This window comes from Luteibacter sp. W1I16 (genome assembly GCF_050434905.1).
In the GTDB taxonomy this organism is placed as follows: domain Bacteria; phylum Pseudomonadota; class Gammaproteobacteria; order Xanthomonadales; family Rhodanobacteraceae; genus Luteibacter.
Genome location: NZ_JBNDJJ010000001.1, coordinates 169,417 through 189,117, shown reverse-complemented (window position 1 = coordinate 189,117; position 19,701 = coordinate 169,417). Strand labels below are relative to the sequence as shown.

The following is a 19,701-nucleotide window of genomic DNA, read 5'->3' as shown; positions in this document are numbered from 1 at the left end:
GCACGTCTCCTATCTCGAGTCGCGCAAATGGATGCTCGAAAACTACGACGTGGCCGCGGCGACGAATCCCGCGGCATGCGTCGTCCGCGTGGTCGACGAGTCCGGGGCGCCCGTGCCGCCTACGACGCCCGGTTCGGTTGCGCCGGCAGGTGCTCCTGCCAACGAGCGGCCATCGCCCCGAGGCTCTGCTGCACGAAGCGGACGAAGTTCAGCGTCGCCTCGCTGACGGAGCGGCTGGACATGGTCAGCGCATGCAGGGGCAGGGGCTGGGGCTCGAAATCTTCCAGCACGAGTCGAAGGCGGCCACCGGCGATGTCGTCGGCGACCATGTAGAGCGGAAACTGGGCGAATCCCAGGCCGGCGCGGGCGGAGGCGAGCAAGGCGCCGAGGTCGGCCGAAGCCATGCGCGCGTTGCGGCGCTGCGCCACCATTCCGCGGAACATCCAATAGCCGGGGGTGTCGCCCGAGGCGTAACTGAGGTAATGATTTTCGTCCAGGCTGGCCGGGTGTGCCGGCTTGCCCACCCGGCGTACGAGGTCGGGGCTGCCGACGGTGACCAGCCGGACCGTGCCGAGCGGCCGCGCCACGATGTCGCTGCTGTCGGGCAGGGTCTCGCGCAGGCTCAGGATCACGTCGGCCTGTTGACGCAGCAGGGCCTCGATGTCGCTGCCGCTGGCGGTCACCGCCAGCCGCGTGCGCGGATGGTTAGCGACGAATCCCGGCACCAGCTCCGCCACCAGGGGCGAAAGCAGGCCCTGGGCCTCGATTCGCACGAGGCTGCCCGCGTTTGCCGAGGGCGCCGCGGCTTGCTCGGCGGCGAGGGCGGCTTCGCACATGACCGATGCGTGACGATAGACCCGTTCGCCCGCCTCGGTGACCGCGAAGCGGCGAGCGTTGCGATGGAGCAAGCGCGTACCCAGACGCTGTTCCAGCGCGATGATGCGCCGGCTCAGAAGGGATCGTGTCGTGCCCAGCCGTGTCGCCGCCGAGGAAAATCCGCCGGCCTCGACCACGTGGACGAACAGGAAGAAGTCGCCGAGGTTGTTGATCTGTTCCATCCGCCCGTGCCCCGCCGTCACATCGGCGCCAGCGCTTCATTCTAGTGAGCGCTCGGTGGCCTGTTTTTGGATGAGCGACGAATTCCTTTGCTGGAGCGGAAATGAGTCGGCCAAAAGACATATACTTCGGCCGAAAACGCGCCGAGCCGCCGTCATGGGCCGGAGCGACCGCAGGGGGGGAACACCATGTCCGTTCAGGATGCTCACATTCTGGTCATCGACGACGCGCCGGAGGAAATCCGCTCGTTGCTTCAGGCGTTGCGTGCCCAGTCCTGGCGGGTGACCCTCGCCACCACGGCGCAGCAGGGCTACCAGCGTGCCCAACTCCTTGCCCCGGACCTGATCCTTCTGGACGTGCGCATACCGGGCATGGATGGCTTCGCGCTATGCCGCCAGCTGCAGGAACTGCCGCGGGTGCGTCACATCCCGGTCCTCTTCCTCACCTCCGCCGCCAGCCCCGAGGAACGCCTCGAGGGCCTGAGCCAGGGCGGCGTGGACTACATACTGAAAAGCTGCGAGCCGGCAGAACTGCTGGCGCGCGTGCAGATTCACCTGCGCCTGGCACCCCGGCCGGAGGCGTCCGCGCCGGCCATGCCGGACGCCAGCTCGCCGAGCCAGGACGAGGTGATCCTCCGCGCCGCCATGCGGCTCATCGGCCGCCGTCTGTCCGAGCCGTTCACGCTCGAACAGATCGCCGGGGCCGTCGGCACCTACGACAAGCGCCTCTCCGCGATTTTCCGCCAGCGGCTGGGCATGACCGTGTTCGCGTGGATCCGCGAGGAGCGCCTGCGCAAGAGCCGCCAGCTGTTGATGGAAACCGAACTGGGCATGCAGGAGATCGCCGAGACCATTGGCTTCCGCAGTGCCTGCAACTTCACCACGGCGTTCCGCGAACGTCTTGGCGTGACGCCCAGCCAATACCGCAAGGCCGCGCGGCACGACACGCCCGCCGCGATGGATGCCGTGGGTGCGTGATCGTCTGACCTCGCGCCACGCGCCGCCGCGGTGGCGCGTGGCGGTCGCCGTCTTCCTGCTCGCCATGGGCATGGCCGCGTGGGTACCGTCGCGTGCCTCGGCGGTGCAGTTGCCCCTGACCGTCTACGACCAGTCCAACGGACTGACCAGCCTGTCCGTGATCCGCATGATCCAGGACCGGCAGGGCTATCTGTGGGCCGGCACCGAGAAGGGCCTCTATCGTTTCGATGGCGTGGGTTTCACCCAGGTCGGACCCGCGAACGGTTTCCAGACGTCGGAGGTCATCGGATTCGCGGAAGATGCCAATGATCATCTGTGGGTGGCGTCGCGGGCCGGCCTTCAACGGCGGGACAGCGACGGAAGCTTCCATTGGGTGTTGCCCGGCGGCATCCAGGTCATGGCCGACCGTGGCCAGACCCTGGCCGCCGACGATCGTGGTGGCATGCTGGTGGTGAGCGGGCACCGGCTGTTGCGCCTGACCCAGGATGCCGGTGGACGCTGGACGGGCGCTCCCATGTTCGGGGCGGCCGCCGACCACCACGGGGAAGACCCGGGCGATGTCGCCGCCGTGCTCCAGCGCAACGGAACCACCTGGTTCGGCTGCGGTGGCGCCTTGTGCCGCCTGCGTGACGGGCTGCTGACGACATACGGCACCGAGCATGGCGTGCCCAACGACAAATGGGTCGGCATCCTCGCCGCGCGGGACGGCAGCATCTGGGTGCGCGGCATCCGCAACGTGCTGCGCCTGCCGGCCGGTGCTTCCGAATTCACCAGCCACGAGATTCCCGGTGGGCACACCGAAGTCGCGGCATCCAGCATCGACATCATCGAGGACCGGGCAGGGCGGATAGTCACGCGTACCGATGTCGGCATCGCGCGCTGGGACGGCGCACGCTGGGAACTGTTCGACACGGGTTCCGGCTTGCCGGGCGTTGGCATTTCCTCGCTGCTCGCCGACCGCGAGGGCATGGTCTGGATGGGCACCTATGGCCGCGGCGTGGTCTATTGGAGCAATGCCGACGCGGTGGAGAACTGGACCTCGGCGCAGGGCCTGAGCAACAGCCTGATCTGGTCGATCGCGCGGGGCGACGCGCGGTCCATCTGGGTCGCCGGCGAAGCCGGTGCCGAAGTGATCGTGCCGGAAGAAGGCCGCGCGCATCGCGGGCCGCTGAAGGCGGCGCCGCCGAACCAGGCACATGCGGTCATCGTCGATGCGGAAGGGATCATCTGGTACTTCCTCTTCGACGGCCGCGTGCTGCGTTACGAACCGAAGACGGACAAGACCTCGCAGGTGGCCGTGTTGCCGTACCTGGTGCGTGGCGCCTACCTGGATCGCGCGGGGCACTTCTGGGCCTATACGCTGGGTGGCCTCTACGAGGTCGATCCGGTGCAGGGGCGTGTCTCGCCCGCCGCGCCATCCCTCATGCCGTCCACGATGTGCTCGGACCTGGCCGAGGACGCGGGCGGCGACCTGTGGGTGGCTTGCAGTGGTGGGTTGTTCCGCCACGGTGCCGCGGGCTGGGCGCGCGTTCGCGTGCAACCGGAGGAAGCCTCGGGCGGCTACGAAAACGTGGCGGTCACTCCGGACGGAAGGCTGTGGTTGAGTTCGTTGCAGCCCGGGCTGCTGGTCGGGCGGATCACGGATGCGGACCAGGTGACGATGGCGCCGGTGAAAGACCCGCTACTTGCCGACACGCGATTCTATTTCCTGCGCGCCGACCGGCGCGGCCGCTTGTGGGCTGGCGGCGGCAACGGCGTCGACGTCTACGACGGCGGCGACTGGACCCGCCTCTCCACGCGCGACGGTCTGCTCTGGGACGAAACCAATCATGGCGCGTTCTTCGCCGACGACGACGGTTCCGTCTGGATCGGTTCGCCCATCGGCCTGACCCATATCCTCGATCCAGGCCAGCTCCTGGCGTCCCGGCGGATCCTGCCGCTGCTTATCTCCGCGCGCTATGGCGAGCGCGATGTCGCCGGTCCCGATGCCGGGATGTCGTTCGAGGATGCCGCTCCCCTCGTGATGCGTTTCGGCGTGTCGGGCAATGGGGCGGGCCAGCCGGTGCGCTTCCGTTACCGTCTTTCCGGCGCCGACAAGGATTGGGTGGAAACCAGCCAGCGCGAGGTGCGTTACGCATCGTTGCCGCCGGGCCATTACCGGTTCCAGCTCCAGGCCGTCGACGCGAACCGGCGCACCGTCTCCGAGCCGGTGATTCTCGACTTCGGCGTCGATCCGCCATGGTGGCTCACGCGATGGGCGTATGCCGCCGCGGCGTTGCTGGTCCTGGGGCTGGTCGTGCTCGCGTGGCGCTGGCGCACGCGCGTTCTGATCCGTCATGCGCAGCGCCTCGAACACGTGGTCGAGGAACGCACCGCCGAATTGCGGCAGTCGCTGCAGTCGCGCCGCATGCTGCTGGCCCATATCGGCCACGACCTGCGCTCGCCGCTGGGCGCGATCCTGGATGCGGTGCGCCAGTGGCGAGCGGGCAGGACGGGACGTGACTATCCACGCGCGATCGAGCGGCACGTGCGCCAGCAGATGGACCTCATCGACGAACTCCTGGAGTTCTCCCGCGGCGACCTGACCGAGCTCACCCTCGAGCCCGTGCCAGGTTATCTGCATGGTTTTCTCCACGAGGTGGCCGATCACGCGGCACCGCTGATGGAGCGCCACGCCAATCGCCTGGAGTGCCGCTTCGACCCACGCCTGCCGTCGTTGGCCGTCGCCGATTTCCGCCGCCTGCGGCAGGTGCTGTTGAACCTGCTCGGCAACGCGGCCAAGTTCACCCATGATGGCCTCGTGGTTTTCCGGGTCGACCTGCTCGGTGGCGATGGCCTTCGCGCCCGCCTCGCCTTTTCGGTCGAGGACACGGGCATCGGCCTCGGAGCCGAGGTGGCCGCGGCGATCGCCCAGCCCTTCGCTCGCGGCGGCAACGCGGCGCAACACGAAGGAACCGGTCTGGGCCTGGCGATCGTGACCCAGTTGCTCGATCACATGGACAGCCACCTGGTGGCCGAGCCGGTGGCGTCGGGCGGCAGCCGGTTCGGCTTCGAGGTGGCCTTGCCACTGGCGAGCGAAGACGAACTCGAGCCCGAACTCGACGCCGGCGGCGACATCGGCGACGTGGATGGCGAGGGCAGGGTGGTGCTGATTCTCGAACCTCACGCCGCACGGCGTGCCGTGTTGTGCGACCTGCTGGACGGATATGGCTTCCGCAGCCTTGCCGCCAGCGATGCCACGAGCGCCCTCAAGACGCTGCGTGACGACATGCCCGACGTGGTCGTGACGGAACAGCGGTTGCCGGACATGGAGGGCTGGCGATGGTTGCAGGCGTTGCGCCACGCCCATCCGCGCATGCCGGTGCTGCTCTATTCGGCGTTGCCGCCGCGGCGTCCCGACGATGCGGCCGTGGAAGACTACGACGACGTCCTTCTCAAACCCGCCACCGCGGCGGAGTTCATGGCGCGTATCGTGCGTCTGCTTGAACCGGCGACGGATGAAGCGGTGGTCGTCGCGCCCGACGGCATGCGCTGATCGCTCCTCCTTCACAAACATCACGCTTCCCTTCAAGCAAAGGTCCATCACGGCCATTCCGGCGCCACGGCGTCGAAACGCCGGGAACGGCCGTGCCCCGCTTGTAGAAGCCTCTCCTCCCGCCTTTGCCGGAGCGGACTGCCGTCATGCCCGGCGTGACGCAATTTCCCATTCCACCGCCTTCTCAGCGCGGACGTCCATGCATAGCATCGGCGCCGCCGCTGTGACGTAAATCACAGCTTCACATCGATAGCGATTCCCGAAGGCCTCCCGGCCCCCGGGATGGAGCCCGTCGGCCTACGTCATGCCCCGTTACCTTGAAGGCGATCCCATGCCAGGGACAAAGTCACCGAACCCGTTCCGTCCGCGTTCCCACCGCTATGCGCTGGAGCCGCGCCAGATGTACGACGGCGCCGCGCTCGTGGAAGCGGCCAGCCATCATGTCGATCCCGCGGAAGCGGCGCATGACGGCGGCAAATTCCACAGCGCCGCCGTGGAACAGCCGGGCCATGCCGCGGCGCCGCCGCCGGCGCCCAGCGTCCCGGCACCGACCCAGGTCTACGTCATCGACCAGAGCGTGGCGAACTGGCAATCGCTGGTCGCGCAGCTGCCGCCGGGTGGCCAGGTCGTGGTGCTGGACGACAAGTCGTCCGGTCTGACGCAGATCGCCAACGCGCTGCGCGGCGAACACGACATCGCCGCGATCCACATCATCAGCCATGGCGCCAGCGATTCCATCTCGCTGGGCACCGATACGGTGACCGCCGGCAATATCGCCTCCTACGCGAGCCAGCTCGGCGACATCGGCGCCACGCTTTCGTCCAAGGGCGACATCCTTCTCTACGGTTGCGACGTATCGCACCAGGACAACGCGCTGGTCACCCAGCTGGGCCGCCTGACCCAGGCCGACGTCGCCTCGTCCACGGACGCCACCGGCGCCGCCGCGCTCGGCGGCGACTGGGCGCTGGAAAGCTCGGTGGGCCACATCGAGACGCGTTCGCTCGCGCTCGACTACGACGGCCTGCTGGTCGCGCCGAGCATCGGCACCACGAGCAGCGGTCTCACCGTTTCCGAACCCAGCGCACTCAATGCCGCGGGCGCGGACCGCGGCACGCTCACAGGCTGGTCCATCGTCGACGATGGCGTCGGTGGCGACCGGGTGACGGTCACCGCGGTCGTCGCCGACCCCGGCAAGGGCACCCTGGTCACGGGAACGGCCGCCACGGCGGTCGCGGGTGGCTACCGCTTCACCGGCACCGTCGCCGAGGCCAATGCATGGCTCAACCAGCTCAGCTTCGTCGCCTCCGATGTCGAGCTGGGCAATACCGCCGCGCGCACGACCATCGATGTCACCGTCACCGATGCGCAGTCGCTCTCGGCGACGCGCTCGCTCGACGTCACCATCACGCCTTCGAACGATCCGGTCGCCGTGCCCGGCGCCACCAAGACGGTGCTCGAAGTCGGTACAGGCGACAGCCCGAGTGTCACCGTGATCGGCACTGACACGCTGGCCGCATCCGATGCGGAAGTGACCATCGGCACGCAGTCCGCCAGCCAGATCGTCTACAGCCTCACGGCGTTGCCGCAGTACGGTTACCTCACGCTCGACGGCAACCGCCTGGGCGCGGGTTCCGTGTTCACCCAGCAGGACGTGATCGACGGCCGCCTGAGCTACGTGCACACGGCCACCGGCGCGAACCAGGACGCCACGGACGGCTTCGACGCGCGGGTCAACGACGGTGCTACGCCGCTCGACCGTTCCGCCACCGTGCATGTCAACCTGGCGGTGCAGCCAGTGAACCAGGCGCCGACCGTCGGTGGCGCCGGCATGGTCTACGAAGGCCAGCCGGCCAACGCCGTGGACACGGGCAACGTGGGCCAGTACATCGTCGCCGGCAGCGGTGGCGATCCGCAGGATTCGGCGCTGCAGATCACGATCACGGCATTGCCCACGCATGGCACGCTTTTCTACAACGGCGTCGCTGTCACGGTCGGCCAGAGCTTCGACTACGCCAACCGCAACCTGCTCACTTATCGCAACGACGGCGTGGACGGCGTCACCCAGGACAGCTACGGCGTCCGCGTCACCGACCTCGGTGGCGGCACCGGTACGCCGGGCAGCGCCGACGGCACGATCGTGCTCGACGTGCATGCCGTGGACGATGATCCCTCGCTGGACGTCGGCAGCACCCGCACGGCCACCGTGACCGCGGGCGGGAACGGCAGCGCGGGCCCGTATTCGGTCGTGCTCACCACGGCCATGCTCGGCGCGACGGATGTCGATTCGCCCGAACAGAACATCAGTTTCGTCACCAGCCAGGCAGGCCTCACCCACGGTTACCTGCTGCTCAATGGCGAGGAACTGAAGGACGGCGCCACCTTCACCATGGCCGACGTGCGCGCCGGCCGCGTGCAGTACGTGCAGGTGACGGGCGCCACGGCGGGCCAGCAGGACAGCTTCCACTTCCAGGTGGTAGACAACACCACCGCGCTGCGCTGGAACGCCGACGGCACCACCTTCACGCGCATCGGTGGCGACTACACCGGTGCTGCCTCCACGGACACCCTGCGCGACTACACCTTCACCATCGCCCTCGCGCCGACACCCGACGGCAACAACGGCGGCTTCCCGGTCCACGACGTGACCACGGGCCAGCAGCAATCGACTTACGCGGGTGTCGATCCGTCCGGCAACGCCATCGGCAGCGTGTCCGAGGGCGGCGCCATCGTCCTGCACGGTACGACGACGAACGGGCAGCCGACCGACTTCCACACCATGCCAGGCCTCAGCTATACCGCGGAAGGTGTCGATCCGTCGCAGGTGGTCTATACCTTCCTCGGCTTCACCAGCGACGGCGCGGGCACCGGTACCGCCGGCACGTTGCAGAAACAGGTGAACGGCACGTGGGTCGATGTCGCCACCTATGGCACGTTCACCCAGGCCGACCTCGACGCCGGCCGCATTCGTTTCCAGCACGACGGCGCCAGCGAAGACTTCCACGCCACGGCTAACTTCTCCGTGTCCGCCGGCCTGGTCACGGTGGTGAACGGCCAGGCGGTCGTGGACAGCTGGAAGCCGTCGTTCGACATCTACGTGAAGCCGACCAACGACCTGCCGACGGTCGTCGGCTCGTCCACCACGGTGATCAACGAAGGCCAGATCGCCTATATCACCAAGGACCAGCTCGGCCTGGCCGATCCGGACGACGCCACCAGCGCGAGCTACCTCGAGAATTCGCCGACGCTTCCCGACGGCAGCCCCAACTACGCGTACAACAACGACGCCACGGGCGCCGCCGCGCTGAAGTTCGTCATCACGAGCCTGCCCGCGGGCGGCAAGCTACAATACTCCACCGATGGCGGCGCCAGCTGGCAGGACGTAACCGCCAACACCTTGCTGGATGCGTCCATCATCACCGGCAGCGCGGGCACCACGGGCCTGCGCTTCGTCAGCAACGGTTCGGAAGTGCGCAGCGCCAGCTTCACGGTCGAGGCACAGGACCGTTGGGGCGCGCGTTCGGCCACGGACGCCACCGTCACCATCCAGATCACCAACGTCAACGACGCGCCGCAGATCGCGAAGGATCCGACCCAGGCCGATCCGACCGTGCCCGTCGATTCGCCGAACAACATCGGCGGCGCGCCGGTGAACAATCCGCTCACCGTGGCGGAAGGCGGCTACGCCCAGATCACCACGGCCATGCTCCAGGCCTACGATCCGGACAGCTCGGCCGAGCAGGTGCAGTACACGATCACCGGCGGCCCGGCGCACGGCAAACTGGCGTATTCCACCGACGGCGGCGTGACCTTCCACATCCTCGGTGCGGGCTCCTCCTTCACCCAGGCGGATGTCGCCGCGGGCCGTATCTACTATCTCAACGACGGCACCGAATCCACCGGCGCCAGCTACCCCTCGGCGCCCGACGACCGCTTTTTCTTCACCGTCTCCGACGGTGACAAGGAACAGGCGGGCAACGAGTTCTGGGTCTATACCGATCCTACCAACGACGCCCCGAAGGTCACCGGCCCGGCCGGCCCGGTCGATCTCGACGGCGCGGACCCGCAGTTCAACCCGGTGCCGGGCTTCAGCGTGGCCGATCCGGATCTCACCACGGTCGGCGGTGGCGAGACCGATTACCTGCAGGTCACCGTGCGCTTGTTGCACGCCGACGGCACGGCGTTCTCCGCCGCCGAATACACCGCCGATGGCGTGGCGATCGGCTATGCGGCCGGTGGCGGCGTGCTCGTGGATGGCGACAAGAACGGTGGCGGCGACTACCTCGTGCTGAGCGGCACGCGCGCGCAGATCAATGCCGCGCTGGCCGGCCTCACCGTGAACTTCGCCGGCGACCGCGACGCGAAATACCAGGTGCAGGTGATCGCCGACGACCGCTTGCGCGACGCCGGCGGGAACCTCGTCGGTGGCGCGAACGGCGGCGACGTGAACCAGCCGGCCACCCCGGGCACCGGCGGCGCGACCACGCCCATCGATGCCACGAACTACGACTGGTACAGCGATCTGGCGCCGACCAACAGCGGTGACATCGCCGCCGCCGCCGTAGTGGTGCGCGCGTCCAGCGTGAACGAGCCCGGCACCCTGACCGGTCCCACCAGCGGCACCGTGTACGAGGATCAACCGACCCATATCGGCGGCGGCTTCGTCGTGGCCGACCCCGAGTCGGCGGCGTTCGACACGCCGGTGACGGTGCGCGTGACCGTGCCAAGCGGCACGCTCGGCATCGGTGGCAACGGCAACCAGACCAGTTTCACGCCGAGTGCGGCGGGGAGCCTTGCCGTTACCATCAGTGGCGACAATACCGGCACCCTGGTCCTGACCGGCCGCGCCAGCGACATCCAGGCGTTGCTCAACGATGCGACCAACGGCCTCACCTATCGCAGCACCGCCAACGTCAACCACGACACGAACGGCGCCGCCGCGGGCGATGTCACCGTCACGCTGCACTTCGACGATACCGGCTCGAAGATCGGCGGCGACACCGGCGCGGGAAGCGTCGCCAACAATCCGGCCGATATCCAGGTCGCGCTCGACATCGTCGCCGTGAACGACGCGCCGACCGTGACGGCGGGTGCGGGTACCGTGTACCTCAACGGCAGCACGCCGGTGGGCGGCTTCGTCGTCGGCGATGTCGATTACACCGACGGTGGCGGCATCACCCAGGGCGAGCAGGATTTCATGCAGGTGACCGTTCGCGTCACCGATGCCGCCGGCAACCCGCTGGCGCAATCGGCCTATGCGAACATCGTGCTGGGCTCGAGCAACGGCGGCACCTCCGGTGCGACCGTGGACGGCACCTACGACGGGACCGATGCCGCGCTGGTCATTCGTGGCACGCGGCAGCAGGTGAACGATTACCTCGCCGGCTTGCAGGTGTCGATCGGCGGCGCTCTCGCCAACGCCGACCAGTCGTATCGCGTGGAAGTGATCGCCGATGACCGCATGCGTGACACGGCCAGCGGAACCCTCGACGGTTCCGGTGCCGCCAATGGCGGCCAGAACGCCGCCGCGAACGGTACCCAGGCGGTACCGGCGACCGCCGTGGATCCGTATGCGGTCGTGCCGGGTGGGCTCACGCAGAACGTGGCTTCCTCGTCCCGCGAGGTGTTCCCGTCCTCGATCAACAACCCGACGGCGATCGGTGTCACTGGCCCCAACGGCACCAACGAAAGCGCCGCTGGCCTGTATACGCTCAGCCACATCACCCTGGCCGATCCGGATGCGGGCACGGACAGCATCACCGCCACGGTGACGCTGCAGAACGGCTTCAGCATTCACGATGTCAATGGTTCCACGGCGACCTCCGGCACCTATGCCGGTGCCACGTACACGTTCGGCACCGATGGCCAGGGCCGCAGCACGATCACCATCACCGGTTCGATCGATCAGGTGCAGTCGGCGATCAACGCGGTGGGCGTGCGGTTGCCGTCGGCGGAAACCGGCGACAACAACGCTTACTGGAACGGCACCTTCCAGGTGCAGGTGGCCGTGAACGACAACGGTAACCATGGCAGCCGCCCTGACCGGCCGACGCTCGACGGCGACGCCGCATCGAACGTGGGTAGCGACCCCAGCACCGCCGGTGACCAGTACGGTTACGCCGATGGCGAGGCGGGTTCCTCGAACGCGCTCGTCACCACGCGCGTCTTCGACGTGACCGTCAGCAGCCGCACGGGGGTCAGCGAGGCCGGGTTGGCCGACAACAGCGGCAGCCAGGGCGTGGACGGAACCGAAACCTTCGCCCTGTTCAACGGCCTGGACAGCGTGACGATCGGCGATCCCGCCGCGGGCGCCGGGCACTCGGTCACGCTCACGCTGGCGCAGCTGCAGGACATCGCCAACGTGCCCCTCGCCGAGCGCACGATCGAGACCGACCACGGCACGCTGGTCGTGACCGGCTACCTTCCCGGTGCGGATGCGGGCCACGGCACGCTCGTCTATCACTACAGCCTCAACGGTCCCGTGGACCAGCCGGGTGCGACCGGCAGCAGCGAGACGATCGCGATCGCCACGCGTGACAGCGCCGGTTTCACCGACAACGGCAGCATCACCGTGGATATCGCCGACGACGTGCCCCTCGCGCACGCCGATACGAACACGGTGGACGAAGACGGTGCGCCGGCCACGGGCAACGTCGTGCTCGCCGGGGGCGGTGCCGATCATGTGGGCGGCGATGCCACGCCGACGCCGGTGTCCGGCGTGGTGTTCGGCAACGCGGGTGGCCCGGTCAGCGGCAACGTCGGCGCGGCGATCGCGGGGCAATACGGCTCGCTCACGCTCAATGCCGACGGGAGCTACAGCTACGCGCTCGACAACGCCAACCCCGTCGTCAACGCCCTGAAGGATGGCGAGACGCGTACCGAGGTCTATACCTACACGATCACCGACGCGGACGGCGATACCAGCACCACGACGTTGACCATCACCATCGTGGGTCATACCGACGGCGGCCCCGGCATCGTGCCGCACGACGGCAACGGTGCCGGCAATGGCGTGAACACCACCGGCGAAACCACGGTGTGGGAGTCGGGCCTGACCACGAACGGTCCGGCGGGGCAGGATCGCGCCGCGACGGATACCGTCGCCATCTCCGCGCCAGACGGCCTCGTCAGCGTCACCGTGGGCGGTACCACGCTTACCACCGCGCAACTCGGCGCGTTGAGCGCGGGTACGCCGGTGACCATCGCGACGGCACACGGCACGCTCGTGCTGACCGGCTTCACCGCGACCGCCGAGGTCGGTGGCGTACCGACCGCGGGCACGCTCACCTATACCTACACCCTGGGCGGATCCATCGCCCAGCCCGGCGCGGACCACAGCACCGACGACATCGCCTTGTCCGTCAACGATGCCGGTGGCGGCAGCGCCACGGGCACCCTCGTGGTCAACATCGTGGACGATGCGCCGACCGCGCGCGCCGATGGCGCGGACATCGGCGAGGATGGCGCGGCCACCGTCAACGGCAACGTCGTGTCCGCGACGGGTCCTGGCGATGTCGCCGATCGGCTTGGCGCCGACGGAATCGCATCGCCGGTGGCAGGCGTCTCGGCCGGCACCGCAAGCGGTCCGCTGGCAGGTCAGGTAGGTACGGGCGTGGCAGGCCAGTACGGCACGCTCACGCTCAACGCCGACGGCAGCTATGGTTACGCGCTGGACAACGGCAACGCCGCCGTGAACGCCTTGAAGGACGGGCAGACGCTCACCGACGTCTACAGCTACACCATCGTCGACGCGGACGGCGACACCAGCACCACCACGCTCACCATCACCATCCATGGCCATACCGACAGCGCACCGTCGATCGCGCCGCTGGACGGCAACGGTGGCGCGGCGGGGCACGCCACGGTCATCGAGGCGGGCCTGGTCGATCACGACGGGTCGCAGGTCACCACCGGCAGCATCGAACTGACGGCCGACGATGGGCTGGCCAGCGTGACGGTGGGCGGCACCACGCTCACTGCCGCGCAGCTCGCCGCGCTCGGCAGCGGTTCACCGGTCACCATCACGACACCGGACGGCACGCTCGTGCTCACCGGCTTCAACCCGACCTCGACCGTCGGTGGCGTCCCCACGGCCGGCACGCTCAGCTACACCTACACGCTCGACCGCGCCGCCTCGCAGCCGGGCGCCACCGATAGCACCGAGAGCATCGCGCTCACCGTCACCGACGCGGGTGGCGACACGGCGGCGGGAACCCTGGTGGTGAACATCGTCGACGATGTGCCGGCGGCCCGTGACGACACGGCGGCCGTCACCGAGAACACCGCCGGCGTCACCGGGTCGGTACTCGTCAACGACCGTGTCGGCGCCGACGGTACCGCCACGCCGGTCAGCGCGGTCGGCTTCCACGGCACCGCGGGTTCGGTCGGTTCGCCCCTCGGCGGCAGCTACGGCACGCTCACGCTCAACGCCGATGGCAGCTACAGCTACGCGCTCGACAACGACAATCCGGCGGTGAACGCGCTGAAGGACGGGCAGACGCTGACGGAAACCTTCACCTACGTCATCACCGATGCCGATGGCGACAGCAGCACCGCGACGCTGACCATCACCATCGGCGGCGTGACCGACGGCAACCCCTCGATCGTCCCGGTGGATCGTGACGGCAAGGTCGGCGGCCATTCGGAGGTCGGCGAGCCGGGCTTGGTCGACGGCGGCGGCAGCGACACCACCAGTGGCCATATCGACCTGAGCGCCCTGGACGGTCTCGCCAGCGTCACCGTGGGCGGCACCACGCTCACGCCTGAGCAGTTGTCCGCGCTGAGCCCGCAGCATCCCGTCACCATCGTCACGCCGGACGGCACGCTCGTGCTCACCGGCTTCACCGCCACCTCGACGGTGAACGGCGTGGCGACGGCGGGTACGCTCGATTACACCTACACGCTCGACCATGCGTTGCAGCAGCCCGGTTCGACGTCCACCAGCGATGTCATCGCACTGGGTGTCACCGACGTGACCGGTGGCGTGTCCACCGGCAGGCTGGTGGTCGACATCGCCGACGACGCGCCCGTCGCGCACGACGACAGCGCGACCATCGTCCAGGATGCCGGGCAGACCGGCGCCAGTGGCAACGTGTTCACCGGCAAGGGTCCCTCGCACGACGGTTCCGACCGGATCGGCGCCGACGGCCCGGCCACTGGCGGTCCGCTCACCGGCGTGGCCTCGGCCAACCTCGGTACGTCCGGCACGATCGGCGGAAGCAGCCGTGGCGAGTTCGGCACGCTGATCCTCAATGCGGACGGTACGTACACGTACCAGCTCGATGTCCGCAATCCGAGGGTGAGCGCGCTGGACGCCAGCCGCACGCTGAGCGAAGTGTTCGTCTACACCATCACGGATGCCGACGGCGACGTGAGCGAGGCACGCCTCACCATCACGATCCAGGGCACGACGCCGCCGATGCAGGCACGCTGGGGCGACCAGATCTTCCCCATCGCCTACGACCGGACCACGCGCGACATCCGCCAGGGTTACGAGCCGGGCCTGTTCGTCCTTCCGGCCGTGGACCAGTCGCAGGGCGACACGATGCGCTGGCACAACCAGTGGATCACGGGTCGCTACGACGCTACCTCGGACCTCGGCGACACACCGCTGGACCCGTCGAACACCCAGCACGTGCTGCGTGACGGCGTGGCCTTCTCGCGCCAGTTGCTCGCCGAGGCGCACAGCCGCGCACGCGTCGCCCTCAACGATTTCGGGCTGGGCTCGAGCGTGCTGTGGGACGACTTCTCGCCGTTCTCGCCGACGCGCATCCATGACCTGGAGAAAACGGCACAGAACCATGCCGAGCGTACGCAGCCCGCACACAAGGCCGCGCACGAGGTACCCACCGCCATGCGTGTGCCACCACCGGCGTCCACGCCGGCCGGTGCGCCATCGCTGACGGCACAGATCGCGGCGATGGCCAAGGCCGCCGCCGTGCCGTTGGCCACCGCACCCGCACCCACGCAGCCACGTCACTAATCGCGAACCCGGCGATCCACGCATCGCCGGCCACGTTCACAAGGACCGAATCTCCATGCACCACATCCATGCCATGAAGACCACCACACCGACGACTTTCGTCATGCGCCGCGCGCCGCTGGTCGCCTCGCTGGCCCTCGCCGTGTTCCTTACCGGTTGTGGCGCCGTCAAGCCGAAGCCGCTCACTCACGACGAAGTCGCCACGCGCGTCAAGAACGACCAGCAGGCGATGTACAAGGGCCAGGAGCCGATCGGCGCCCCCTTGACCTTGTCCGACGTCATGGCGCGGTCGCTCAAGTACAACCTCGACTATCGGCTCAAGCTGATGGAGACCGCGTTGTCGCGCGGCCTGCTCGATGTGTCGCAGCTCGACATGCTGCCCAAGCTGACCGCCGATGCCGGTTACCGCTGGCGCAGCAATGACTCCGGCGGCACCAGCATCGGCATCGAGGATCGCATCGTCAGCCTGCGTCCCTCCACCTCCGAGGAGCGCGTGCATTACCTCGCCGACGCCACGCTGTCGTGGGACGTGCTCGACTTCGGCCTGAGCTACTACCGGGCGAAGCAGCAGGCGGATGACGTCAACGTCACCGACGAGCGCCGCCGCAAGGTCTTGCAGAACATCGTGCAGGACGTGCGTGACGCCTACTGGCGCGCTCTCGGTGCGCAGCGCCTGCTCGGGGAGACCCAGGTGCTGGCCGACAACATCCAAGCCGCATTGGAAAAGACCCGTCAGGCCGAGCGCGCCGGCGTGCTGCCGCCGGTCGAGGGCCTGGAATACCAGCGCGCCTTGCTCGACGCCATGACCCTCGTCAACGAGAAGCGCCAGGAGATGGAATTCGCCAGGCGCGAACTCGCCGCCCTGATGAACCTCGCGCCCGGCACCCAGTTCACGCTGGCCGATGCCACCGAGACACGGCTCTCGCAGGTTCCGTCCAACCTCGACCAGCTCGAGCAGATGGCACTGGAGCAGCGCCCGGAGCTGCGCGAGGAAGACTACAAGGCGCGCATCGACGCGATCGAGACCAAGAAACAGATCGCCGCGTTGTTCCCGAACCTCAACCTGTTCGGCGGCATCGGCCACGACTCCAACAGCTACCTGTACAACGAGAACTGGACGCAGGGCGGCATCAGCATGTCGATGAACCTGATCCGTCTCGCCGGGCTGCCCGCGATCAAGCGCACCAACGAAGCGCGGATGAAGGTCGACGACGCCCGCCGCATGGCGCTCAGCATGGCCGTGCTGACCCAGGTGCGCGTCTCCGTGGAGCGCTACAAGCTGGCCGTCTACGACCACCAGCTCGCCCAGGAATCCGCGCAGGTGGACCAGCGGTTGGCGAGCGTGGCCCGCGCCGGTTCCAACAACCAGCTCACCAGCGAACTGGAAACGCTGCGCACGCAGGCGCGTTCGATGGTGTCGCGCTTCCAGGAAGCGTCCTCCTATGCGGCGGCGCAGTCGGCGTACGGCCGCGTGCTCAACTCGGTCGGCATCGACCTGATGCCGGAGCAGGTCGCGGGCAGCGACGTGCCGACGCTTTCCAAGGCCATCCAGGCCAGCCTGATCGACGGCGAGAAGCACGTGTTCACGCAGTCCGCGGATGCCATGGCGGTGGACCGTCCGATCCAACTCAGCGTGACCGGCCTGCCGGCGCGCGTCGACGGCGTGGCGGTGCGCGATGCCGTGGGCAAGGTGATGACCGGCAACCGGCTGGCCCTTGGCAACGGTGCGGACGGCCTCGCCATGGAACTGCACTACAGCGCCACGCCGAGCAAGGCGGCGACGCGCGCGCAGTGGGACGTGACCGTGCAGGACACGGCCGGCAAGCGCCTGCTGACGCAGAGCTATCGCAGCTTCCTCCCCGACGACGCCAACACGCGTTCGGTGATCGCCCTGGCCGAAGCCGCGGCGCTCTCGGTGATGGCGGAAGTGCGTCGTCTCGCGGCCGCACCGGAAACGGCGGCCACGGCCCAGCCATGAAGACCGCGACGACGATTTCGAAGGCGATGACGTTCGCCGCCTTCAGCGCGGTGCTCGCATGGGGCCTGCCTTGTGCGGTTTCCGCGCAGGCTCAATCCGCGCCGGCGGCGGCGTCGACCCAGGCGCCCGTGCGCTTCCTCGTGGTGGCGGACCGGGAAAGCCCGCTGTCCGCCGTGGCCGGGGGGCGCGTCGCACGCGTCTACGTGCAACTGGGCGATACCGTCGCGAAGGGCAAGGTGCTGGTCTCGCTCGATTGCAGCGACGTGGACGCGCGGCGCGCGGCGGCCGACGCCGAATACAAGGCGGCGCAGCTGCGCTACGAGGCGAAGGCCAAGTTGCAGGGCCTGCAATCCGCCGCCGCGCTGGAGGTCGAACTCACCGCGGCCGACGTCAATCGCACGCGCAGCCAGATGCGCATCTTCGACGCGCAACTGGCGCAGTGCCGCTTCGTCGCACCGTTCGACGGGCGCGTGGCGCGTATCCACGTGAAGGAAGGGCAGGGCGTGTCGCCGGGTGCCCCGGTGATCGAACTGGTCGGTACCGGCACGCCGAAGGCGCGGCTGAACGTGCCTTCGAGCTGGATCGGCTGGCTCAAGCCTGGCGCGCACCTGGACGCCGCCGTCGACGAGACCGGCGAACACCATCCCCTCACGGTGACGCGCCTCAGCGGCCGGGTCGACGCGGTCAGCCAGACCATCGAGATCGAGGCCGATTTCGAAGGCGACACGAGCCGCGTGCTGCCGGGCATGAGCGGCCGGGCGACACCGGCGAAGAGCACCGGGCAGGGCTGAAACCATGAATCCCCAGGACAACCCCGGCGCCAGCGCGTCGTCGCGCTTCTATGCGCTCGCCGCACGCGCCGAAGGCGCGGCGACCGCGACCGAGCTTGGTTTCGTCGCATGCAACGAGACGCGTAGCCTGGTCGACTATCGCCAGGCCGCCTTGCTGGCGACTCCTCCGGGACGGAGTCCTCGTCTTGCCGCCCATTCCGGGCTGGCCGAGCCCGATCCCAACACGCCTTATGCGCTGTGGTTGTCCGCCGTCGCACGGCGGATCGCGCCGCAGTGTGCCGAGCTGCCCGCCGGTGCCCGCGTCCTGCCGCTTTCGCCTGGCATGCTCGGCGAGGAACTGGCCGCGGAGTGGAGCGAGTGGCTGCCGGCGCACGTGTGGGTGCTGCCATTGATGGGTCCCGATCGCCATGTCGACGCGCTGCTCGTGCTCGCGCGTGACCAGGCGTGGCCGACGACGCTCACTCCTGACAGCGCCGAGTTCGCCCTGCTGCAACTCGCCAACCTCTACGGCTATGCCTGGTGGTCGCTGGTGGCGCGGCCGTCGCGTTGGCGGCGCTGGTGGGAAGCGGCGACCAGCGGACGCCGTCTGCGCTATGCGCTGGCCGTGCTGCTGGTGGTGTTGCTGATCCCCGTGCGCGAATACACGCTCGTTCCCGCCGAGGTGATCTCGACGCGAAGCCAGGTGATCGCTTCGCCACGCGAGGGCGTGATCCATCGCATGACGGTCCTGCCCAACGCGCCGGTGAAGGCCGGGCAGGTCCTCGCCGAACTCGACGACACGACCCTGCGCAACAAGCTCGCCGTCGCCCAGGCCGAACTGGCCACGGCCAGCGTGGAGATGCACCAGGCCGCGCAACAGGCCATCGAGAACCAGAACGCCAAGGCCGACCTCGGCATGGCCGAGGGCAAGTGGCGCGAGCGCCAGGTGGATGTGGTCTCGTTGCAGCGCGAAGTGGACAAGCTGGCCATCCGCGCACCGGCCGACGGCGTGTTCGTCTATTCCGATCCGGACGACTGGTCCGGCCGCCCCGTGCAGACCGGCGAGCGCATCGGCCTGCTTGCCGACCCGCATGCGCTGGGCGTGCGCGCATGGGCGCCGGTGGGCGAGCCGACCAACCTCGCCGAGGGCGCACCCATGACCGTCTTCCTCAAGGTCGCGCCGCTGGACCCGCTCGACGCGAAACTCGACTACGCCGGCTACCAGCCGGTGGAAGCACCCAACGGCGTCGCCAGCTATGTGCTGCGCGGGACGATCGATGGTACGCCGCCCGGCGCGCGCATCGGCCTGCAAGGCACGGCGCGCGTCTCGGGAAGCTGGAGCGTGTTCGGTTACCTGATGCTGCGTCGCCCGCTGGCCGCCGTGCGCGCCTGGTGCGGGCTCTGAC

General features: G+C 68.6%; 7 protein-coding genes. 6 read left to right on the top strand and 1 reads right to left on the bottom strand.

The window, feature by feature from the left end:
- Nucleotides 1-119 precede the first annotated feature (119 nt).
- Nucleotides 120-1,058 (bottom strand): LysR substrate-binding domain-containing protein, encoded by a 939-nt coding sequence (locus tag QFZ41_RS00785; RefSeq protein WP_429196983.1) that lies wholly within the window; start codon nucleotides 1,056-1,058, stop codon nucleotides 120-122.
- A gap of 186 nt (nucleotides 1,059-1,244) precedes the next feature.
- Here QFZ41_RS00785 and QFZ41_RS00780 point away from each other — a divergent pair, with 186 nt between their 5' ends.
- From QFZ41_RS00780 to QFZ41_RS00755, 6 genes are all read left to right on the top strand, one after another.
- Nucleotides 1,245-2,033 (top strand): response regulator transcription factor, encoded by a 789-nt coding sequence (locus QFZ41_RS00780; RefSeq protein WP_429196981.1) that lies wholly within the window; start codon nucleotides 1,245-1,247, stop codon nucleotides 2,031-2,033.
- Nucleotides 2,026-5,568: a two-component regulator propeller domain-containing protein gene (locus QFZ41_RS00775; protein WP_429196979.1), complete on the top strand. Its 3,543-nt coding sequence runs from the start codon at nucleotides 2,026-2,028 to the stop codon at nucleotides 5,566-5,568. The genes QFZ41_RS00780 and QFZ41_RS00775 overlap by 8 nt, the downstream gene beginning before the upstream one ends.
- Before the next feature lie 304 nt (nucleotides 5,569-5,872).
- A complete protein-coding gene (locus QFZ41_RS00770; protein WP_429196977.1) occupies nucleotides 5,873-15,547 on the top strand; it encodes a cadherin-like domain-containing protein in 9,675 nt (3,224 codons plus the stop codon).
- 55 nt (nucleotides 15,548-15,602) lie between these two features.
- Nucleotides 15,603-17,525 carry a TolC family protein gene (locus QFZ41_RS00765; protein ID WP_429196975.1) on the top strand — a complete coding sequence of 641 codons (1,923 nt, stop codon included), beginning with the start codon at nucleotides 15,603-15,605 and terminating at the stop codon, nucleotides 17,523-17,525.
- Nucleotides 17,522-18,316 (top strand): efflux RND transporter periplasmic adaptor subunit, encoded by a 795-nt coding sequence (locus tag QFZ41_RS00760; RefSeq protein ID WP_429196973.1) that lies wholly within the window; start codon nucleotides 17,522-17,524, stop codon nucleotides 18,314-18,316. The genes QFZ41_RS00765 and QFZ41_RS00760 overlap by 4 nt, the downstream gene beginning before the upstream one ends.
- A 4-nt stretch (nucleotides 18,317-18,320) precedes the next feature.
- Nucleotides 18,321-19,700 (top strand): efflux RND transporter periplasmic adaptor subunit, encoded by a 1,380-nt coding sequence (locus QFZ41_RS00755; protein WP_371021837.1) that lies wholly within the window; start codon nucleotides 18,321-18,323, stop codon nucleotides 19,698-19,700.
- Nucleotide 19,701 lies beyond the last annotated feature (1 nt).